The 22,041-nt window shown below is 30.2% G+C and carries 21 protein-coding genes and 2 pseudogenes; 8 read left to right on the top strand and 15 right to left on the bottom strand.

Annotated elements, in window-relative coordinates:
* Window positions 1-2: 2 nt before the first annotated feature.
* Window positions 3-371, bottom strand: coding sequence for a ribosome silencing factor (rsfS, locus tag H0I28_RS01005; RefSeq protein ID WP_165732849.1), 369 nt, complete (start codon window positions 369-371; stop codon window positions 3-5).
* An 87-nt stretch (window positions 372-458) separates the two neighbouring features.
* Between rsfS and H0I28_RS01000 the strand changes: the two genes are divergently transcribed.
* Window positions 459-1,190 (top strand): biotin--[acetyl-CoA-carboxylase] ligase, encoded by a 732-nt coding sequence (locus H0I28_RS01000; protein WP_218732851.1) that lies wholly within the window; start codon window positions 459-461, stop codon window positions 1,188-1,190.
* Here H0I28_RS01000 and H0I28_RS00995 read toward each other — a convergent pair.
* Window positions 1,187-1,576 (bottom strand): SRPBCC family protein, encoded by a 390-nt coding sequence (locus H0I28_RS00995; RefSeq protein WP_218760132.1) that lies wholly within the window; start codon window positions 1,574-1,576, stop codon window positions 1,187-1,189. The genes H0I28_RS01000 and H0I28_RS00995 overlap by 4 nt on opposite strands.
* Before the next feature lie 10 nt (window positions 1,577-1,586).
* The gene (gene pyrE, locus H0I28_RS00990) at window positions 1,587-2,228 is read right to left on the bottom strand and encodes an orotate phosphoribosyltransferase (protein WP_218732849.1); all 642 of its coding nucleotides are present in this window, start codon (window positions 2,226-2,228) and stop codon (window positions 1,587-1,589) included.
* 7 nt (window positions 2,229-2,235) lie between these two features.
* On the opposite strand from pyrE, the gene H0I28_RS00985 reads away from it, so the two are divergent.
* Both H0I28_RS00985 and H0I28_RS00980 read left to right on the top strand, forming a co-directional pair.
* Entirely contained in the window at window positions 2,236-2,838 is a 603-nt protein-coding gene (locus H0I28_RS00985) for an NUDIX hydrolase (RefSeq protein ID WP_218760130.1), read from the top strand.
* Between the two features lie 225 nt (window positions 2,839-3,063).
* On the top strand, window positions 3,064-4,956 hold the full coding sequence (locus H0I28_RS00980) for a SulP family inorganic anion transporter (protein ID WP_218760128.1): 1,893 nt from the start codon (window positions 3,064-3,066) through the stop codon (window positions 4,954-4,956).
* A 146-nt stretch (window positions 4,957-5,102) separates the two neighbouring features.
* Here H0I28_RS00980 and H0I28_RS00975 read toward each other — a convergent pair.
* Window positions 5,103-6,401 (bottom strand): annotated as a pseudogene (locus H0I28_RS00975) (Sau3AI family type II restriction endonuclease); the annotation flags it as partial.
* Window positions 6,402-6,581: 180 nt separating this feature from the next.
* On the opposite strand from H0I28_RS00975, the gene H0I28_RS00970 reads away from it, so the two are divergent.
* Both H0I28_RS00970 and H0I28_RS00965 read left to right on the top strand, forming a co-directional pair.
* Window positions 6,582-6,845 (top strand): helix-turn-helix domain-containing protein, encoded by a 264-nt coding sequence (locus H0I28_RS00970; RefSeq protein WP_218760126.1) that lies wholly within the window; start codon window positions 6,582-6,584, stop codon window positions 6,843-6,845.
* Complete coding sequence (locus tag H0I28_RS00965; protein ID WP_218760125.1) at window positions 6,845-7,315, top strand: hypothetical protein; 471 nt, start codon at window positions 6,845-6,847, stop codon at window positions 7,313-7,315. Before H0I28_RS00970 ends, H0I28_RS00965 begins: the two co-directional genes overlap by 1 nt.
* Here the strand turns inward: H0I28_RS00965 and H0I28_RS00960 are convergent.
* The 8 genes and pseudogenes from H0I28_RS00960 to H0I28_RS00925 all read right to left on the bottom strand — a co-directional run bounded on the left by H0I28_RS00960 (window position 7,305) and on the right by H0I28_RS00925 (window position 16,032).
* Window positions 7,305-7,544, bottom strand: coding sequence for a hypothetical protein (locus tag H0I28_RS00960; protein WP_218760124.1), 240 nt, complete (start codon window positions 7,542-7,544; stop codon window positions 7,305-7,307). The two genes, H0I28_RS00965 and H0I28_RS00960, sit on opposite strands and share 11 nt — an antisense overlap.
* Window positions 7,545-7,644: 100 nt before the next feature.
* Window positions 7,645-8,112, bottom strand: a pseudogene (locus H0I28_RS00955) (DNA cytosine methyltransferase); the annotation flags it as partial.
* A complete protein-coding gene (locus H0I28_RS00950) occupies window positions 8,102-8,410 on the bottom strand; it encodes a helix-turn-helix domain-containing protein (RefSeq protein WP_218760122.1) in 309 nt (102 codons plus the stop codon). The gene H0I28_RS00950 and the pseudogene H0I28_RS00955, both read right to left, overlap by 11 nt.
* 152 nt (window positions 8,411-8,562) lie before the next feature.
* Complete coding sequence (locus tag H0I28_RS00945) at window positions 8,563-10,251, bottom strand: hypothetical protein (protein ID WP_218760120.1); 1,689 nt, start codon at window positions 10,249-10,251, stop codon at window positions 8,563-8,565.
* 1,238 nt (window positions 10,252-11,489) lie between these two features.
* Window positions 11,490-12,605, bottom strand: coding sequence for a lactonase family protein (locus H0I28_RS00940; protein WP_218760118.1), 1,116 nt, complete (start codon window positions 12,603-12,605; stop codon window positions 11,490-11,492).
* Window positions 12,606-12,608: 3 nt separating this feature from the next.
* Window positions 12,609-14,369, bottom strand: a complete 1,761-nt coding sequence (locus H0I28_RS00935; protein ID WP_218760116.1) for a M14 family metallopeptidase — start codon at window positions 14,367-14,369, stop codon at window positions 12,609-12,611.
* Window positions 14,370-14,371: 2 nt separating this feature from the next.
* A complete protein-coding gene (gene coaD, locus H0I28_RS00930; protein WP_165732860.1) occupies window positions 14,372-14,827 on the bottom strand; it encodes a pantetheine-phosphate adenylyltransferase in 456 nt (151 codons plus the stop codon).
* 230 nt (window positions 14,828-15,057) lie between these two features.
* Complete coding sequence (locus H0I28_RS00925) at window positions 15,058-16,032, bottom strand: D-alanine--D-alanine ligase (protein ID WP_218760114.1); 975 nt, start codon at window positions 16,030-16,032, stop codon at window positions 15,058-15,060.
* A gap of 92 nt (window positions 16,033-16,124) precedes the next feature.
* Here H0I28_RS00925 and H0I28_RS00920 point away from each other — a divergent pair, with 92 nt between their 5' ends.
* Window positions 16,125-16,682 (top strand): PASTA domain-containing protein, encoded by a 558-nt coding sequence (locus tag H0I28_RS00920; protein WP_218732840.1) that lies wholly within the window; start codon window positions 16,125-16,127, stop codon window positions 16,680-16,682.
* Window positions 16,683-16,770: 88 nt separating this feature from the next.
* Window positions 16,771-17,811 carry an RluA family pseudouridine synthase gene (locus H0I28_RS00915; RefSeq protein WP_218732839.1) on the top strand — a complete coding sequence of 347 codons (1,041 nt, stop codon included), beginning with the start codon at window positions 16,771-16,773 and terminating at the stop codon, window positions 17,809-17,811.
* Window positions 17,812-17,917: 106 nt separating this feature from the next.
* Here the strand turns inward: H0I28_RS00915 and H0I28_RS00910 are convergent, their stop codons facing one another.
* Window positions 17,918-19,024 carry a DUF2652 domain-containing protein gene (locus H0I28_RS00910; protein WP_218760112.1) on the bottom strand — a complete coding sequence of 369 codons (1,107 nt, stop codon included), beginning with the start codon at window positions 19,022-19,024 and terminating at the stop codon, window positions 17,918-17,920.
* A 143-nt stretch (window positions 19,025-19,167) separates the two neighbouring features.
* Here H0I28_RS00910 and yaaA point away from each other — a divergent pair, with 143 nt between their 5' ends.
* Window positions 19,168-19,926, top strand: coding sequence for a peroxide stress protein YaaA (yaaA, locus tag H0I28_RS00905; RefSeq protein ID WP_218760111.1), 759 nt, complete (start codon window positions 19,168-19,170; stop codon window positions 19,924-19,926).
* Between the two features lie 81 nt (window positions 19,927-20,007).
* Here the strand turns inward: yaaA and H0I28_RS00900 are convergent, their stop codons facing one another.
* Both H0I28_RS00900 and H0I28_RS00895 read right to left on the bottom strand, forming a co-directional pair.
* Window positions 20,008-21,432 carry an L-serine ammonia-lyase gene (locus H0I28_RS00900; protein WP_218760109.1) on the bottom strand — a complete coding sequence of 475 codons (1,425 nt, stop codon included), beginning with the start codon at window positions 21,430-21,432 and terminating at the stop codon, window positions 20,008-20,010.
* Window positions 21,433-21,516: 84 nt separating this feature from the next.
* Window positions 21,517-21,855, bottom strand: coding sequence for a DUF2853 family protein (locus H0I28_RS00895; protein ID WP_218732835.1), 339 nt, complete (start codon window positions 21,853-21,855; stop codon window positions 21,517-21,519).
* Window positions 21,856-22,041 lie beyond the last annotated feature (186 nt).

The following is a 22,041-nucleotide window of genomic DNA, read 5'->3' as shown; positions in this document are numbered from 1 at the left end:
GATTAAACTGATTTTATCTCTGTAATTTTTGCATCACCCCAAAGACTTTCAATATCATAATAGTCACGAACTTGTTTTTGAAAAATGTGCACCACAACGTTTACATAATCCATTAAAACCCATTCAGAATTTGTTTGACCTTCTATATGCCAAGGTTTGTCTTTAAGTTCTTTGCTAACTATTTTTTGAATAGAACCAGAAATTGCATTTACTTGTGTATTTGAGTTCCCCGAGCAGATTATAAAATAATCGCATACAGTATTCTCTATATCTCGTAAGTCTAATAATTGAATATTTTCTCCTTTTACCTCATCAATCCCTTTAATAATTAAAGCAATTAAATCATCTGTACTTACTTTTTTATTTGTCATTAACTTTTTTCTATATTTAACGCAAAGTTATTATTTTTTTGCGAGTATTTTGTGTATTATTACAGTAGTTTACACTTTATTTAACACTTGAAAACAATCAAACTTAGTGCCACCGATTCTACGAATTCTTTTTTAAAGGATTTAGCTCAAAATTCTACACTAGAGAATTTTACAACTGTTGTTACTCAAAACCAAATAAAAGGGAGAGGTCAGCAACAAAACAAGTGGGTATCCGAACCGTACAAAAACCTTACATTCAGTGTCTTTATTAGCTTTAAAGATTTAAAAGTAGTTCAAAAAAAATATTTAAACTTTGCAATCTCTTTAGCTATTTATGATGTTTTATTTGCTAATAATTTACCAAAACCGTCTATAAAATGGCCTAACGACATTCTGTCAGCAAACAAGAAAATTTGTGGCATTTTAATAGAAAACACGTTTTCTGGCGACCGTATTAAAAATTCTTTTGTAGGAATTGGGTTAAATATAAATCAAGAAACTTTTCCAGCATACTTAAACAACGCTACTTCTTTAAAATTAGAAACCGGTCTAGAATATGATTTAGATATTTTACTAAAAGCTATTTTAGAAGAAATTAAAAAAAATATAAAACGCTTAACTTCAAAAAGTTTTAACCTTTTAGAAGAAAAATATTTAGACGTATTGTATAAAAAAAATATCCCTACTATGTTTAAAAATAGTAAGGATGAAATTTTTATGGGAATGATTTCTGGAATTTCAGATTTCGGAAAGCTACAAGTTCAATTAGAAGACGATGTCATCAAAGAATTTGGACTTAAAGAAATTTCTTTCCTTTAAAGTTTCCCTATATTTTCGGTAAGTGTATCTACAAATTTTGTTAATGGTTTTTTAATCATCATTGCCATCATTGCATTAAATTCACCATCGAATTTTAAGCTTACTTCTGTTTTGTTTTCTGTAATCTCATTAAGATCTGCAGCTAAAGTAAAAGGCAATTTACTACTTGCAGCACCTAACGTAATATTAGTAAACGGTGTTTTTTCTTTTAAAACGAGTCTAATTTCTGGCATACCAGGTAAACCGAATATAAAAGATTCACCATCAACTTCAAATTTTTGAATATTTTCTGGCATTAATTGCTCAAAGTTCTTTAAATCAGAAAAAAATGCAAACACTTCTTCAGCAGATTTGTCAATAGTAACTGTATTTCCGTTTATATTCATTTTTTAAACTTTATTGTTTCCACTCACTTGGATTCTTTCTCCAATCATTTAATGTAATTAACTCTTTATCTGTAATATAATTACTATCCAAAGCTTGTTCTAACAAGTTTTCGTAATTACTTAAAGTAGTTAATCCTACATTTTTTTCTTCAAAATTCTTGTTTGCAATATCAAATCCATAAGAAAAAATAGCAACCATACCTTTTACAACAGCACCCGCTTCTTTTAAAGCTTCTACTGCATTTAAGCTACTATTACCAGTACTTATTAAATCTTCAATTACAACAACATTTTGTCCGCTTTCTAAGTGCCCTTCAATTTGGTTTTTTCTACCATGTTTTTTTGGCTCTGGCCTAACATAAATAAAAGGAACTCCTAATTGTTGCGCAACTAAAACCCCAATAGCGATTGCACCTGTAGCAACACCAGCAATTACATCTGGTTTACCATATTCTAATTCTACAATTCTTGATATTTCTTCTTTTAAAAAAACACGAACTGGAGGATAAGATAGCGTAACTCTATTATCACAATATATTGGAGACTTCCAACCTGACGCCCAGTTAAAGGGATCATTTGGGCTTAACTTTATTGCTTTTATTTGCAACAAAAGTTCAGCTGTTTTTTTTGCCGTATCTTTGTTTAAAATCATACCGCAAATGTATAAAGTTTTTGTAAATGATACGCCAATAATTATCACTTCTTCTTCAAAAAAAGAAAATATTTTTCCTGTTTACAATTTTAAGAATGTTCTTATTGATGAAATCCTTCATAAACTGAACAATAAAGAATTACAAGGTGTTAATTTATACTCTACTGACTTAGAGAATGATTGGAAATCTTTTTTAACAAATATGAAGCTTATTCCCGCCGCTGGCGGATTAGTGCTAAACCCTAAAAAAGAAGTTTTATTTATTTTTAGAAACGGTGTTTGGGATTTACCAAAAGGATGGATTGAAAAGGGAGAAACCATAGAAACAGCTGCAATTAGAGAGGTAGAAGAAGAATGTGGCATTTCTAACCTACAACTTATCAAGCCATTAATTACTACCTATCATATTTATTTTCATAAAGGAATTAAATTAAAACAAACTTATTGGTACTTAATGACTTCTAATTATTCAGAAAAACTAACCCCTCAATTAGAAGAAGGTATTACCGAAGTTGTTTTTAAAAATAAAACAGCAATTAAGACTGCTTTAAAAAACACCTATGCAAATATTCAATTAGTGTATAACACCTATTTAGAAACCACTAATTAATAAAGTACTAACAATTATTCTAGACTAAACCTGAAAGTTAAACTGCCTTTTTTTATTATTTTTCACCTTAGCTCCGTTAAACATTTCTTTTTTAACTAGTTCGTATTCATAAATTGGTAGCGTACTTATCTGATAAATACATTTGTATGGATTAACAATACTCATAAGAAAGATAGTTTTTTAAAAAAACCGTCTATCTTTGCCGACTTTAAAAATCACCAAATTATGACTGAATTTATTAGAAAAATATTACCAAACGCAAAAGATGATGTACTTGCAGGAATAACCGTTTCTTTAGCAATGATACCAGAAGTTGTAGCTTTTGCCTTTGTAGCACAAATAAGTCCTATTGTGGCATTATTCGGTGCTTTTGTAGTAGGAATTATTTCAGCGAGTTTTGGTGGAAGACCAGGTTTAATTTCTGGTGCAGCAGGTGCTGTAGCTGTTATTTTTGTTCATATGATACAAGAAGGACATGCAAAAGGCTTACTATTTGACACCCCTGTTGAAAACATGGGTTATTTTTATCTCTTAGCTGCCGTAGTGCTAATGGGTGTGATACAAGTTTTTGCAGGCCTCTTTAAGTTAGGGAAATTTGTACGTCTAATTCCGCATCCAGTAATGATGGGGTTTGTAAACGGATTGGCGATTGTTATTTTTATGGCACAATTAGGGATGTTTAAAGAAAACAAAAAAGATTTCTACGGACAAAATATGCGTAAAACAGAATCTAAAGAATTGGTTTACAATGTATCTGACAACCAAGTAAAAGATCTAGTTTCTAACACAGTAATATTTACTATTGATGATAATATCGTTAAAAACAGTACTACAAACGAAGAGTTATTTTTAATTTCTGAAGGTCAAGTTTTTGATATCAATACTAAAAAAGTTGTTTTTAATGTTTCTGACGAAGGCTTTTATTCTGTAAAAGATTCTGGTGTTGTAAAATACAGTATGCAAGGCAACACCTTATATGTAATGATTGGTTTGGTACTATTAACCATGTTAATTGTTTGGGGTTTACCTAAAATTACAACAAAAATACCAGCAGCCTTAACAGCTATTTTAATTGTTACTTTAGTTTCTATTTTTAGCGGATTAAACTCTATTAATGTTGGAGATTTTATTAGAGACGGTGGTGGAGCTGGTTTAAATGGTATTGCAGAACTTTCTAAAAACTTAAATGTTTTAGAATTATGGAGCAACCTTCCTTTTAACTTAGATACTTTAAAATTTATTGCTCCGTATGCATTTTTAGCAGCATCGGTTGGTTTAATAGAAACCTTAATGACTATGAATCTAGTAGATGAATTAACAGAAACTAGAGGAAACGGAAATCAAGAATGTATTGCACAAGGTGCAGGAAACATTGTAAGTGGTGCTTTTGGTGGTACTGGTGGATGTGGTATGATTGGACAAACCGTAATTAATATTAATGCTGGCGGACGTGGACGTTTATCTGGTATAATGATGGCTTTAACGCTATTGACTTTTATTTTATTTGCTGATAAATATATAGAACAAGTACCTATTGCAGCTCTTGTTGGTGTTATGTTTATGATGGTAATAGAAACATTTGCTTGGTCTAGTTTTAGAATTTTAAAGAAAATACCAATGTCTGATGCTGCTGTATTAATCATTGTTTCTGCAGTAACTGTATTCTTTGATTTAGCCATTGCAGTATTTGTTGGGGTTATAATTTCTGCTTTATCCTTCGCTTGGACAAGTGCTAAGAAAATTAGAGCTAGAAAACGTTTTAAAGAAGACGGAACAAAAATTTACGAAATTTGGGGACCTCTTTTCTTTGGAAGTATTACGGAGTTTAACGGGAAGTTTGATATCAAAAACGACCCAGAAGTTGTAGAAATAGATTTTGTAGAAGCACGTGTTACCGATCATTCTGCCATAGAAGCAATTTTTAATTTGGTTGAAAAATACCAAGCAGCTGGTAAAAAAGTAACGCTAAAACATTTAAGTGAAGACTGTAAACTACTATTATATAAATCTAGTCCTGTTTTTTCTGAGGTTATTTTAGAAGATATTGATGATCCTCGTTATCATTTAGCAGCCAATCCAGAAGATTTCCCAAAACCTTTGGGGGAATATAAGTTTTAAGGGATATAAAATACCTCATAAAAAAGCTCAACTTTTAAAAGTTGAGCTTTTTTGACTTATTTTTCTGAAAGTTTTAAAATATTTTTCAAATAAATAAAAAACCACACTTTATATTTAGATTGTTAATTAAAATTCAAATTCATAATTTATTTTAGATAGATTTCTTCTTTAACATAATTTGCATTCAACCAAAAACATTGTTTACTATATTCCATTGTTTTAAGTTTTTTGTCTTCTACTGGCAATGGGTTTGTAAATGTAGAGTCAGATCCATGAGGTCTTACATGACAAACATTACTATCTCTTAGTTTAGGTAAATTATTTTTTCTGATTGGATTTCCTTTTTTAGAAAGCCTAATGTTTCCTTTTTTATCTCTGTCATAATCATTGAAGATTTCCCCTCTTTGTATTGTCTTTTTTGCTTTTAACCAAGTTCTTCTTGCCTCATTTCTATCTTTGAAAGGCATGTTCCAAAACTTAACTTTATTAAACAGAAATTGGTTACCATCTTTTTTAAAAAACAAGAAAAGAAACTTCTTTTCAATAATGTCTTTAAATTCACTAGTTCGCCAATTTTCAATATAGATTTCTTCAAATTTAAAAGCTGGAAAAGAAATGGATTGTACAATTTTGTTATTTTGTTCAACTCTAATTGTTTTTACTTCTAAATCTGCTTTCTCAAATTCCTCTATCTTTTGCCCTAATTCAAGGCCAAGAATTGCATTGGTAAGTTTTGCAAAATAACTTTTAGAATTTTGATTTAATTCTACCCCCAACTTCTCTTCTATCTGTTTAGCTGATTTACCACAAAACGGTTTAAATTTTGAGATTACAATCTCTTCAATTGATTCAAATTTATCTAAAACTTCAGGTTGTTTAATTATTTTACCATAAATAGCTGTTTCTTCTTGTGAAATATTTGCTATTATATGATTTACATAACCTTGTTTTAAAGAATATGCTCTTTGTTTAGCTTGATCTTTATTAAATGGTTGATCTCTGTATGATTTTGCAGCTGTAGAACCTTTTGTGCAAGCGCCAAGATAAAACGTATCACCTTCTGATAATTCGTGAGCTTTACCGTCTTTGATTTTTTTGTTAATTAGCTCCCAATCTTGTTTAATAATTTTTAAATCTTCAATTGGATACTTCCAATCATCTACTAACTTTATTATATAATCAAGTAAGTTTAAATCTTTATTGTGTAAATAGAATACAAGAAGTAAATGTGCATTCTTTTTGAGAAATGAACTTGTTTCAAAGTCTTCTTTATGGACTTCTAAATAATTTATAATATTTAAAACAAGTCTTTCTTTAGAACGAAATTCCCCATTTTTTAAAGTTTTTAAAGGAGTAGACTTTAACTCAAGACCTGCTTCTAAAAAGTCTGGTTCTGCATCAGAGTTTGGTTCATAGCCAAAATAAAACTTCTCTAATATTTGACCAAAATTCCCTTTTTATAATTATTTGGGCGTTACCTAAAGGTCGGGCTTTTCGTTCCAATCTTTTTTTGAAGAAAAATCAAAAAAAGGATTTCCTCTGCAATCCCTAACGCAAAAACCGTATAGACTTAATGATACACATTGTCGGTTGATTGAAACATACAATTAGTATAGTTTCGAGTTATGATAAATAAATTTCTTTTAAAAGAATTTGGCGATAGAATACGCTACTTAAGAACTCAAGAAAATTTAAGTCAAGAGCAATTATCACATAAAACTGGATTTCACAGAACTTATATTGGAATGATTGAAAGAGCTGAACGAAATATTTCACTTACAAATATGGCGATTTTTGCTAAAGCCTTCAATTTAACTCTTGATGAACTTTTAAAGTTTAATAATGCAAAAGAATTACTAAAAAAATACGAACTTAAAACCGAAGAATAATGTCAAGAAAACATTCATTTAAATTGACATTATCTAATAATGTTACTGAAAAACAAGGAATAAACTATCTAATTGAAGAACAAACAGGTTTTTTCAAGATTGATAAGGATATGAAAAAAGAACTTTTGGACAGAGTTAATATTCCTCATAATTTTTTGCAGTCATTTGATATGGTTTATATTCCAAAATTGAAAGGAATTGAATTTGAAAAGGATTACATAGAAACTCATCTTGATGAGATTTTATTTATAGAATTAAAAACAACTAAAAAATATCTTCCTGATAACCCAAAAGGTTTCTTTTTTGGTGCAACAGAAAATGAATTTAATTTCGGTAAGTTATTAGGTGATAGATTTAGATTTTGCTTTGTTTGCTTAAATGAAAAATCTCCATCTTATGCAATGCTTAAAATACCAGAACTGGAAAAAATAATTAAAAATAAAAGGATTCAATTTCAAATTAATTTATAGAAAGGTCAATCTCAAAATTTGATTTTTCAAATTCAATTAATGCTTCAGATTTTGAATATTTATAAGCATCAATAAATTCTATTTTTTGATTTATGTCAAAAAAGTAATATGCATTTTCTTTTTTATACAATAGCCAAGTGGTATTGATAAATCCATTTCTTTTGGAAAGTTGGAAACCAATATTTTTATTTTCTAAATCTAAACTATCTAATATTTCTTGAATTTTCATTGAATATCTTTTTGCGTTAGGGATTGTAGCAATTGTTTGAGCTCTTTTTGAGACGATAGGAACAAAAAAGCGAGTGCGGAAAGCCCGACCTTTAGGTAACGCCCAAATCATTTAAACTTTGCAACACTACTGCAAAATCACGACCTCTTTGTGATGCCGGAGACTTTAAAAGTCTATCAACATTTTCTAAAAACAAATATTTTGGTTTGTTTTTTTTATCTTCTAAAATTTTATGAATTGCCCACCAAAGTACACCTTTCTTTCCTTTTAATCCTTTTGAATTATGCAAAGTTGTAGCTACAGAATAATCTTGACATGGGAAACCTCCAACCAATAAGTCATGATCAGGAATTTCTTCTACATCCCTTGTTACAACTTCATTAAGATCTTCGTTTGAATGATTATCTTTTCCAAACTGTTTTTCATAAACCATTGATGCGTGTTGAACTTTGGTAGATGGTTCCCATTGGTTACTCCATACAATTTCGTAATTACTTTTTTCAAGTCCTAGTCGAAAACCTCCTACACCTGCAAATAATTCAGCAACTTTCATTTTCTTATTTTCCATTTTCTTGTGCTTTATAATAATTTATTTTTTCTTCAGCTACTTTAAGTATTTCAGAAGTTGATTCTGTGTATTTAAGTTCCTCCGCTATTTTCTCTGAATACCAATTTATAATTAATTTACTTTCAGAAAGCTCATAGAACTTTGCAAGTCTTATTATTTGTTCCAAAGTTGGTTTTCTCTCATTTTTCTCAAATTTACTTATGAGAGATTGATCAATATCTACTTCAGCAGCCACTTTTCGCAGGATTAAGCCCTTTCCTTCTCTAGCATCTTTTAGAGTATCTCCTAATATCTTCATTGGTCAAAATTGTTTTAGACAAATATTGTCCAAATATAGTTTTTTTTCTATTATAAATAATTTATTAGTTAATAATATTTTAATTATTATGAAAAATCACACAACTTAGTATCTAAAAAATAGAACATAGATTTTTCGATTAAAACAACCAACTACTCACTATCAACACTCTTAAAACCATCTTCAAAATCCCCTGTTCTTAAACTAGGAACAATTTTATAGTGCTCTTTTATAAAAGAAATTTGTTTAACATTAACCGCAGGTAAAGGAATATCTCCTACTGTCCAGAAATAACTTTTTTTTGTAGGTGAATTGTAATGAAATCCGTTTTCTATATGTTGCTCAAAGTCGGTACTCATGCTAGAATTTACATTTGGTTGTAAAATGTTTTTTGGTTTTAACAGACTTGTTTTTATATTCGTTTTTTTAATGGTAGTATAATTACTTAATTTTAATTCGGTTAAAAAAGGAACCAAACTTAGCAACAAACTCAAGTAGGTAAACAGCATGATTATTTTTTCTTTTCTAAAAAACCAAACACAAATTTGCATGGCAAAGAATAACATGTAAAAAAAGAAGAATCGATATTGTGGAGAGAAAACCCAAGCCAATACAAAGTTTAAAACACCAATTAAATACAAAATAAAAACTGACTTTTCTTTGCTTTTTAAATACCATAAAAAAGGAAAAGACACCAATAAAACCACAAATATGATATTGATAATTCCATTGAATTTAAACGAGGTTATCCACGCAATAAATAACTGATAAGTAGAAAGACTGTTTAAATCTTGATAATCAAAAGCAGCATTATACGTACCCACTTTAAACAATTGAATAAGTGCTGTTGGTACTTTCCAATCTACATTTAGAACATCTAAAATTTGTAACGGATATAACAAGTAGCCCGTTAGAACAACGTTTTTCATTAAAAACAATCCAACTACAAAAAGTGAGAAGACAATTGGCCTCACTAAATTAATTTTCAGCACTTTATAATGTTTTACAAATAAAATTAATGGTAATAAAACCAATACACACGTTGTGATTTTAATAACACACAAGAAAATTGTGAGTAATAGAATGAGAATAAAATTAGAGTAATCAATCTTATTAAAATATTTCATAAAAAGATAAAACAACAACTGACTGATTAAAAATACCGGTAAATCTGGAGATGGTGCGTTGATAAAAAATATCATAAAAGGCAAACCAATCAACACACTTCCTATATATAATTGATGTATTTTTTTGGTTGACTTAAATTGACACAACTGCTGAAAACAGTAAAAAGAAAAGACGATTAAAAAGAAACCATTCAAATCGTTAAAATTCGTTTCTAAAAACGGAAAAGTAAACGCTGCTTGTAAAATATGCCAACTAGATGTTTGGGCAAAAAAGATATGTAAATTACCCAATCCTTTTACAAAACCATATTCATTTAACCACTTAATGGTTTGTATATAATAACTTTCATTATCAAAAATAGAAGGTGTAACCGAAGACATTGCCAAAGCAATGATAAAAATAAAAAGGAATCCAAATTTGTATGTTTTACTAAATGACAACCAACTTATCTTACATTGGTTCAATTGCATTTTAAATTCTCTTTTAAAATAAAACATACCTGCAATGTTTATACAATTCATTATTGCATAAAAAACAATATCTAAAGGAAAGAAAAAAGCATACGACCAGCTAAATAGCGTAATAGAGAATAATCCTAAAATATGGTGGATGGTAAAATTATGATTGTCAATTTTAAATAGTTTTTTTAATAAAAAACCAAAGCTTAAGGAGGATATAAAAATATAAATCCAATTAATTAAAATTAAAAGCATGTGTTATTTTAAAATTGATTTTAGAGATTACAAGTTACGAATAAAATAATTTTCTACTTCGTTAAATATCGAATTGTTCTCAACTATACTCGAACTAACAACACTTAAAAAAAGCTGAACACATAGGCACATAGTATACATGACAAAGTACGAGCGAGACGCTCACAATAGCACTCCATTGAGTTTTAACTGATAACGATTAAAAAAATTGACCACATAAATACATAGAAAACATAGTTTTTATGTTATAAAATTAAAACCATTTTAATTGTACATGTCATATATAAATATCCGCTAACGCGAGCGTTACACTCGTGCAATCGACAATAATTCTCGGTTAACAATCTATGCTTTTTTTGTAAATAGAAATCAGAAAGTACGAGCGAGAAGCTCGCACTAGCATTGCGTATAATCCGATAACTCTTGAAAAAATTGACACATAGTAAACATAAGTTGTATGTTATAAAATTAAAACCATTTTAATTATACATGTCATATATAAATATCCGCTAACGCGAGCGTTACACTCGTGCAATCGACAATAATTCTCGGTTAACAATCTATGCTTTTTTTTGTAAATAGAAATCAGAAAGTACGAGCGAGACGCTCGCACTAGCATTGCGTATAATCCGATAACTCTTGAAAAAATTGACACATAGTAAACATAAGTTGTATGTTATAAAATTAAAACCATTTTAAATGTACATGTCATATATAAATATCCGCTAACGAGAGCGCTAAGCTCGTGCAATCGACAATAATTCTCGGATAACAATCTATATATTTTTTTTTGTAAATAGAAATCAGAAAGTACGAGCAAGATGCTCGCACTTGCATTGCGTATAATCCGATAACTCTTGAAAAAATTGACACATAGTAAACATAAGTTGTATGTTATAAAATTAAAACCATTTTAATTGTACATGTCATATATAAATATCCGCTAACGCGAGCGTCACGCTCGTGCAATCGACAATAATTCTCGGATAACAATCTATATATTTTTTTTTGTAAATAGAAATCAGAAAGTACGAGCGAGAAGCTCGCACTAGCATTGAGTATAATCCGATAACTCTCTAAAAAAATAGACACATAGTAAACATAAGTTGTATGTTATAATGTATCTGAATTTAAATTCACAATGTACTCCTGAGGTTATCGAAAGATTTTTACCACGCTAAAAAGTCTTTGACAAAATCAGTCAGAAAATGCATTAACTGAATTGTAACTACTACAAGCTAAAATAAAATACAAACTGGCATTGGAGCAGTAATCTCACTTACAAAAGTTAACTTGCCCGTAGTAATATCTCTTTTAAACGAAATTATATTATCGGTATCTTGATTTGCAACTAATAAGAATTGTTCATCTGGAGACAACGAAAAATTACGAGGATTTTTTCCTAAAACAGGTTCGTAACCAATTATCGTTAACGTTCCATCTTCAGCATTTACTTCATAAATTACAATAGATTCATGTCCGCGATTGGAAGCATACAAAAACTTTCCGTCTTTAGAAATATGAATATCTGCTGCTTTGCTAAACTCCGTAAACTCTTCTGGCAAGGTAGAAATTGTAAAATCTACAAAATACGCTTCCTCTTTTTCTTTTACCAAAGAAACCGTATTGTCTAATTCATTTAAAACATAAATCCATTTATTATTTGGATGAAACGTTACATGTCTTGGACCTGCTCCTTCTGCCATTTTTAAAGACTTTTGCTTTGTATAAACAAGTTTATCTTCATCAATCTTAGAAAAAAACAATTCATTGGTTCCTAAATCTACAGAAATAACTTCTTTTTTTGCTGGATGAAACCAAGCAGAATGTGCATGAGGACCTTTTTGTCTGTCTGTTGTTCCTTTACCAATATGTTGTTGCACATTTAATAATTCTGACAATTTACCAGAAGCATCTGCTTTTAACAAACCAACACTTCCGCCACCGTAATTTGCCGTAACCAAATAATTATCATCATTTATAGCAACAAAACAAGGACCTGCTCCACCAGATTTTTCGTTACTTATCAATAGTAAAGAATCGCTTTCAATTTTATACGATTTTATAAAACCTGTTCCGTTTACATTGGTTTCTTCCACTGCAAAAAGAGTTTTATCATCGTTAGATTTTGTTAAAAAAGTAGGATTTATCGTTTCTGCAACCAAGCCTATTTTTTGTAATTCTCCTTTCTCAGAAAGTTGGTATTTATAAATTCCTTTAGAATCTTTATTAGTATACGTACCAACATAAAAGGAATTAGTCTTGACATCTGTGTTTGTTGTTGTTGTTTTAACTTTTTCAGATTTACATCCGAAGAAAAATAGGGATAACAAAACGATTGGTAGTGCTTTCATAATTTAAAATATTTTAAAAATTGGCAAACGTAAATGTGCTGGTTCGTAATGAGGTGATTTCTTGTAAATAAAATCTAGTTGAGCTCTTGGATTATTTGCAAACTCGGTATCTGTATTCCGTTTTTCTAAAAACTCTTTTTCTACTGATGGATTTTCAGCTAAAAAAGAGGCTGCAATATCTTCAAAAACATAAGCAGAATATCCTTCTTTTTGTTGTAAAACAGTGTCGAAAAAATTCCAATTAAAAAACGAATCGGCTGCTGCAGCTTCCAACGTTTCTAGCAAATACCGAACTCCATTTTGGTTTGTAGGAATATAAATATCTCCCTTTCTAAATTGAAAATCTTGAGTTGCTGTTTTTACCGTAGTATTATAATGTAAATAATGACCTTCATAGGCTGTTTTTCGAGTTTCAAACTTATCAATATGATCTACTTTAACCGTTATGATTGTATCGTTTTTAAAACGCGTAAATTCTATTTGATTGTTTTTTAATCGCTCTACAACTTTATGCCAACCTTGTTCTAAAATATACCCTTTCGGAATTTCTACAGACTGAGTCTCCACAAAATTATTATAATATTTCACAGGTTTTGTATATGGTTTTGTAGTATCATAAAACAAACGTTTTCCTGTAGTTACTTTGCTATCGATATACTCTGCCTCGTAGCCTTTAAATTGTAATTCTGTAGGGTTTTCAGTATCAACCTTAAAAGTGATAGGATAGGTTTTCTGTGCCAATACCTCATCAACAGCATTCGCTCTTAATTCTTTAATTTTATCAGCATTATCTTCTGTAAAATCTAACGCAGAAAACAACAATTCATACGTTTGTTCTACCCTTACTTTATAAGGTTTTAACATGTGTGTTTCTACCATCAATCCTAAAGTATTAAACAAGGTTGTGTATCCTGTTGAATATCTAGGAGAATCGAAAAACTGAGAAAAACCTGCTTCTGGCGTAGTACCCCAAACATTTACATAAGGTGTAATTGAAATTCCTTTTTGCTCTAGTGAATTCTCTATACTCGGACGCATTTTGGTTTCTAAAAAGTTACCTAACTTACCGCCTAGTTTATTGTGTTGGGTAAATAAATGAGTAATTGCATATTGATAATCAGCTCCATTACTTACGTGATTATCTATAAAAACATCCGGATTTACAGTATGAAATACTGCTGCAAAAGCTGCTGAATTTCTAGAGTCTTGTTTTATAAAATCTCTATTTAAATCATAATTTCTTGCATTCCCTCTAAATCCGTATACATTTGGGCCATTTTGATTGGCTCTTGTGTGCGAATTTCTATTTAAAGAACCGCCAACATTATACACAGGAATTACACAAATAACAGTATTTTTATACTTTTCTATTAAAGAATCATTTTCTACAATATCTCTAAGCAACAACATGGATGCATCAATTCCGTCGGATTCTCCGGGATGAATTCCGTTGTTGATGAGAATTCTATTTTTGGATGATTTTTTAATTTCATCCACATTAAAAACTCCTTCTCTATTATAAACAACCAGGTGCAAAGGTTCTCCGGAATCTGTTTGTCCGAATGAAAATAAAGATATAGAAGAATGCGCTTCAGCTAAACCTTTATAATATGAAATGATGTCTTTGTATTCTGGCGTTTCGGTTCCGTTAGACTTTTCGAAAAGCGTTGTAAAATCTTTTTTTTCTTTGGATAATTGATCACAAGAAAATAGCAACAGTAAAATAGTAACTAAAAAAAATACTCTAAAAGGTGGTCTACACATATTTATTTAATTCTTACTGTTTTAGGAACTAATTTTGTGTAATCTCCATCATTTCTAATTACATCCCTTACAATAGATGAAGAAATATAAGAGGTGCTTGCTGCGGTTAGTAAGAAAACGGTTTCTATAGGTGCTAAATCTCTATTGGTATGCGCTATTGCTTTCTCGAACTCAAAATCTGCGGGATTTCTTAAACCTCTTAAAATAAAATCGACATTATTTTCTTGACAAAAATGAACTGTCAACCCTTTATAAGTAACCACTTTTATTTTTGGTTCGTGTGCAAAACAGTCTTCAATAAATTTTTTACGTTCTTCTAAAGTGAACATATATTTTTTATCCGCATTTACACCAATGGCAATAATTAGTTCATCAAACAATTTTACACCTCTTGCAATGATATCAAAATGACCTAATGTTATTGGATCAAATGATCCTGGAAAAATTGCTCTTTTCATTTTTTTTATTTGATGTTTTTAGATTTTTTTGAATCATGATATTTTTGAACCGATAACCAAGAATTATTCTGGTTTCTACAATATACATAAATTAGTTTTTACGTCTTGTTTCAAAAACAAACTATTTCAACCACACAACAGTGATCATCTTGCTTCGTGGTTCAACATCATCTTGCATCAAACCCCATAACAGTGATCTGCATGTCTCGTGATTCTAAAAAATCTTGTTTCTATATAAAAGCCGACTCAATCGCACTTTCAAATAACTCTTCTAAAGAAATACCTGCCACTTTTGCTTGTTGTGGTAAGATACTTTCTTCGGTTAAACCTGGTACCGTATTCATTTCTAAGAAATGTGGTTCTCCGTTGACTAAAATATATTCTGAACGTGAAAAACCAGACATATTTAAAATTTTATATACCTTTTTTGCTATTTCTTCTACTTTCATTTTTTCTTCATCAGAAATTCTAGCAGGAGTAATCTCTTGAGATTTCCCTTCGTATTTAGCCTCATAATCAAAGAAATCATTTTCTGTAACAATCTCTGTAATTGGTAATACTGTAGTTTTTCCTTTATAATGAATTACACCAACAGAAACTTCTGGTCCGTCTAAAAAAGATTCAATTAAAATCTCTGAATCTTCTTTATATGCTTTTTCTAGAGCAGGTAACATTTCTGCTTTTGTGTGCGCTTTAGAAATTCCGTAACTAGATCCCGCATTATTAGGTTTTACAAAACAAGGCAACCCTACTTTGTTAATTATAGCATCTAAATCTACAACATCTCCTTTATTTAAGTACACAGAAACGGCCGTTTTAATGCCATATTCTTTCACAACACTTAAAGTATCTCGCTTATTAAATGTTAATGCCATTTGATAAAAAGGTGCAGAAGTGTGTTTTAAATTGATCAAATTAAAATACGCTAACAAGGTTCCGTTTTCTCCGGGCGCGCCATGTATTGCGTTAAAAACACAATCGAAAATAACAGAAGTACCATTCAATGAAAAAGAAAAATCGCTTCTATTTATAGGATATACTTGATTATCATCATCTAAAGCAACCCATTTATCTTTTAAAATATGGACTCTATACGGATTGTATTTCTCTTTATTTAAGTGCTTGTACACTACATTTCCGCTGGTAAGCGAAATATTAACTTCGGATGAATAACCACCCATTACAATTGCAATATTCTGTTTCATAAATTCTAAAATAATAAAACAAATTTATCAAAATAATTATAGAAATAGCAACGTTTAGTTTTTATATCTTTGTGCGTTCTAAAAATCAAAAAATGAGTGTTTTTCAATTTATTAAAAGTAAGTCCTTCTTTATACAAGTTATTATTGCAGGTATAGGTTTGTTGGTCTTTATTTTTGCTTTAAAATATTGGTTAGGCTATTCTACCAATCACGATCAAAAAATTCAAGTTCCTAACTTGCATAAAATGTCTTTAGAAAATGTAAAACTAAAGTTAGAAGAATTAAATCTAGATTTTATTGTTATAGATAGCGCGAGTTATAATCCAGATTATCCAAAAAAATCTGTAATTGAGCAATCTCCAGAAACAGGAGATTTTGTAAAAGAAAAACGTAAAATTTACTTAACCTTAAATCCTTCTAAATATAGAGATGTTACTGTTCCAGATTTAAACGGAAGAACAAAAAGACAAGCTACTTCTCATTTACGCTCTATTGGTTTTAATATTGGTACAAACCCAATTTCTGTTAGAGATATTGGTAAAGATGTTGTACGTGGATTACGCTACAAAGGAGAAATTCTAAATCACGGAGATAAATTACCTCTAAACTCTATCGTAGACTTAGTTTTAGGTGACGGAAACGGAAACTAGTATTCAGTATTTAGTATTCAAAAATAAAAAATTAAACTGTTAAAGGTTGATATTCGATGAATATCCACTTCGACTTAAAAAATAAATTTTGCAAGAAAATCAACCTCAAGATATAGAAAACGACGATTTATACGAACATCACAGATTTACAGCTAGTGAAGGGCAAGAACCTTTAAGAGTTGATAAATTTTTGATGAATTTTGTAGAAAACGCCACCAGAAATAAAATTCAACAAGCTGCAAAAGCAGGAAATATTTTGGTGAATGATGCCATTGTAAAATCGAATCATAAAGTAAAACCAAACGATGTAGTTAGAGTTGTTTTAGCATATCCACCAGCAGAAAATTTATTGGTGGCAGAAGACATTCCTTTAGACATCGTTTATGAAGATGACACAGTAATTGTAGTGAACAAACCTGCAGGTATGGTAGTACATCCTGGTCACGGAAATTATTCTGGTACCTTGGTGAATGGCTTAATTCATCATATAGAAAACTTACCAACCAATTCTAACGAAAGACCAGGTTTGGTGCATAGAATTGATAAAGACACTAGTGGTTTATTAGTGGTTGCAAAAACCGAATTTGCCTTAGCTCATTTATCTAAACAGTTTTTCGACAGAACTACAGAGCGTTTATATTATGCTTTAGTTTGGGGAAATGTAGAAGAAGATGAAGGTACTATTGAAGGAAATATAGGACGTAGTTTAAAAAATCGTTTACAAATGTCTGTTTTTCCTGATGGTGATTTTGGAAAACATGCAGTTACACATTATAAAGTTTTAGAGCGTTTAACATACGTAACATTAGTGCAATGTAAATTAGAAACAGGAAGAACGCACCAAATTAGAGCACACTTTAAACATATTGGACACACACTTTTTAACGATGAGCGTTATGGTGGAGATGATATTTTAAAAGGAACAACATTTACCAAATACAAGCAATTTGTAAATAACTGTTTTAAAGTGTTACCTAGACAAGCGCTACATGCTAAAACATTAGGGTTTACGCACCCAAAAACGGGAGAATTTATGCGTTTTAATTCTGAAGTACCTACAGATATTACAGAATGTCTAGAAAAATGGAGAACCTACTCTGAGAATTCTAAAGATGTAGATTTAGAGTAAATAGCTTTACTTTCCATTTTATAAAATAAAACAGCGATTTGTATTTTGATACAAATCGCTGTTTTATTTTATAATTCAATTATATTCAAACAATTATACGCAAAATCTATTTTGCATACATCGTTTCACTTACTGCATTTTTAGAACTTAGTAATTCAAATAATGTATCTATTCCTTTTGCTACATTTTTCTTAAACACAGCTTTTACTATTAAGAAAATAGCCAACTTTTTTAAAGGTGATTTTGCTTCTAAATACGTTTCTAGAACCAACTTACAACGATCAGCACTTAATGATGTTATAATATAAAATTGATATAATGCATCTAAAGGAACTGGACTCTTAGTCATTTCTCCATACACCAACTGTCCTGGTTTCACTTCTTTAGTGATTACCACAAAATCTAAATGTTTTTCATTAACCACACACACATGCTCAGAACCTAATCTTGTTACTTCATTTACATTAAATATAATTTCATCAACACCTTCCTTCCATTTACTTCTGTACCCATAATTTGTTAAAGTTTCTAACAATTCTGCAGCAGAAACAGGAAACTCCTTCTCTAGAATAAAACTTGGTGGTTTGTTAAAAACAACTTTATTAGCAGTAAGAAATGATCTCAATTTTAAGTTATTATTATCAATAACAGAAAATAAATAATCTAATCGCTTACCATCATAAATATCAGTCCCTTCTTCAAATTTGTATAATTTTGATTGATAATTGCCAGACAAACCAATAGTATTTGCTAACTCTTTACTAAACAAAACATAATTATCGCTATCAACAGAATTTTTCATTAAACGATGCGCCTCAATAACCTCACTACCAAAGGGTTTTTTATTATTCTGAACCGTTAAAAACTGTAATTCGCCACAATGTGCAATAATTTTTAATTGTAATTTAGGAGCAGAAGAACAAGCACTACAAGGACAGATTCTATTTTTTTCTAATAATTTTAAATGACTATAAAACGCGGTAAATATATGTTCTGACAAAGCCAATAATCGTTCTAAAGACGGCACATCATTTTCTTTATAAAAAAATAAAGCATCACCCTCTACTTCTGCTAACTGTAACTCTTCTGTATTTGCTGCTATTAAAACTTCTAATAATTCTGAAATTACATGCTGACTGTGTTCCACTTCTGTGGTTTGAACAAATTCTGTAAATCCTGAAATATCCGGTAAAAAAAGTAAAGATTTGCCCATGTTATCTTGGTCGATTTTAAGACTTAAAACTAACTAAAAAACAGATATAAACAATTATTATTTAAGTATCAGTTATTACATTATTAAAAAGTTTGCGATTTATCTTATCCATTGTATTTTTACACTACAATAAAAAGCATACAATGAAAATCATAATATCACCAGCAAAATCTTTAGATTTCGAAAGTAAAGTACCAACAAGTTTGCATACGCAACCTCGTTTTTTAGACCAATCTGAAAAGTTAAATAAGAAACTAAAAACACTTTCTAAGAAAAACTTATCTGAATTGATGAAAATTTCTGATGATTTGTCTGCTTTAAATTATGATAGAAATCAATCTTGGTCAACTCCTTTTACAACCGAAAATGCAAAACAAGCTATTTATGCATTTACAGGTGCCGTTTTTCAAGGAATTGATGTGAATTCTATTGAAGAAGAGAAAATACCATTATTACAAAATAACTTAAGGATTCTATCTGGTTTGTATGGCTTATTAAAACCTTTAGATTTAATTCAGCCTTACCGTTTAGAAATGGGAACTCGTTTAAAAGTAGGTACCAAAGATAATTTGTATAAATTTTGGGACGATACTGTTGCCAATGCTTTGAATGACGAATTAGAAGATGGTGAATTATTAGTAAATTTAGCAAGTACAGAATACTTTAAAGTAATTCCTAAAAAGGTTTTAAAAGTACCAATGATTACACCTGTTTTTAAAGATTTTAAAAACGGAGAATATAAAATTGTGATGACCTACGCTAAAAAGGCTCGTGGTCTAATGGTGCGCTATATTATAGATAACAACGTTAAAACTATAGAAGATTTAAAAGGTTTTAATGTTGATAAATACCGTTTCTCTGAAGAATTGTCTTCTGGAAATGATTTGGTTTTTACAAGGTAAAAATAGTTTAGGGTATTCAGTACGCAGTTAACAGTCTTCAGTAAACAGTTACAAACAGACTGTAAACTGCCTACAAAATGATTAACAATCTACAATTCTAACCGTAACTGCCAAACCACCTTCCGACGTTTCTTTGTAATTTTTGTTCATGTCTTTTGCGGTTTCCCACATTGTATCTATTACACTGTCTAAATGTACCAAAGCTTCTTTTGGATCTGTTTCTAAGGCAATTTCTGCGGCATGAATTGCTTTTATAGCACCCATAGAATTACGTTCTATACAAGGCACTTGTACCAAACCTGCAATAGGATCGCAGGTTAAACCTAAATGATGTTCCATAGCAATTTCTGCAGCCGACAAACATTGTGCTGCTGTACCGCCTAATAATTCTGTTAAAGCAGCTGCTGCCATTGCAGAAGACACTCCTATTTCTGCCTGACAACCTCCCATTGCTGCAGAGATTGTAGCATTTTTCTTAAAAATACTCCCTATTTCGCCAGCTGTTAATAAGAACTTTTTAACGTGACTAAAATCTGCTTCGTGATTTTCTATCACCATATAATACATTAAAACAGCAGGTATTACGCCAGCACTTCCGTTTGTTGGCGCTGTAACTACTCTACCCAAAGCGGCATTTACTTCATTTACAGAAAGGGCAAAACAACTTACCCATTTTAAAATCTCTCTAAATTTTACTTCTGTACTTCTAATGGCAGTAAGCCATTCTTTAGGGTTTGTATAACTGGTATCTTTTATTAATTTTTTATGCGTATCAAAAGCACGTCTTTTTACATTTAAACCTCCAGGAAGCCTTCCTTCTGTATGACAGCCTGTATGCATACATTCTAACATCGTATCCCAAATTCTGTGCAATTCTTTATCTATATGTTCTGCAGAATTTAATTCTAACTCATTTAAAAGAACAATATCAGAAATTAATAAATTTTCTTTTTCACAATATTCTTCAAGCTGTAAAGCTCTATTGATTGGATAAGGAAAGTTCTTTTTATTGATTTCTATTTCTTCTTCTAAATGATCATTTTCTTGCACAATAAAACCTCCTCCAATAGAAAAATACGTTTGTGTAGAAACTTCATCACCATTAAAAAAACCTCTAAAAGTAATTCCGTTTGCATGAAAAGGTAAAAAGGCTCTATTAAAAACAATTGATTCTTTATAGAAAGGCACTTCCTTTTCTGCATTTAATGAAAGTACTTTTTTATCTTTAATATCATCAATAATAGTAGCAATGTTTTCTATAGGTAAGTATTCTGGATCTGCACCGCTTAAACCTAACTGAATTGCCAAATCGGTAGCGTGTCCTTTTCCTGTTAAAGACAAAGACCCATATAAATCTACCTGAATAGCATCAACCAAATCAAAGTTATTATTTTCTTTTAATTGAAGGATCCATTGTTCGGCAGCTCGCCAAGGGCCAAGTGTATGAGAACTTGAGGGACCAACACCTATTTTGAGCATATCAAAAACACTAATAAATTGCGACATTCGTAAGGTTTAATTAAGAATAGCGGTAAATGTAAAAAATCCAACTCAATGAGTTGGATTTTATTATCAAAAATATATTTTATATTAGTTATATATCGATTCCTTACCAAATTCTACCGCTAACATATAGTAAACGACAGCTCTATATTTATTTCTTTCAGATTTACCAATTGTTTCCACAACTTTATTAATCGCTTCATCTAATTTTGGACCATCCGCTAGACCTAACTTTTTAATTAAAAAATTATTTTTAACAGTTAACAATTCTTTTGCATCTGAACCAGATACGGTTTCGGCATCTTTTTTATAAATAGATGGCCCTAGTCCTTTTGTTACAGCTTTTAATAAGTCTGAATCATATTTTAGACCTTTATCGTCCATAAACTTAGAATACTGTGCTACTTTTTCGTCAAATTTACTCATGATTTTTTTTAGAATTTTAGATTTATAACTTATAGATTTACTTTGTCTGAAATAGAACTATCCAAATATAAGGAATTAAAAATTATATTCAAATATTCTTCCTATCCAATATATTAGATACACTTTATGTCATAATGTCACATCAATTTAAAATATTTTTTTAAAATAACTGACATTTGCTAGTCA

Source organism: Polaribacter sp. AHE13PA, assembly GCF_019278505.1.
GTDB lineage: Bacteria > Bacteroidota > Bacteroidia > Flavobacteriales > Flavobacteriaceae > Polaribacter.
Note: the sequence above shows the minus strand (reverse complement) of the source record. Positions and strands in the feature narration are given on the sequence as shown.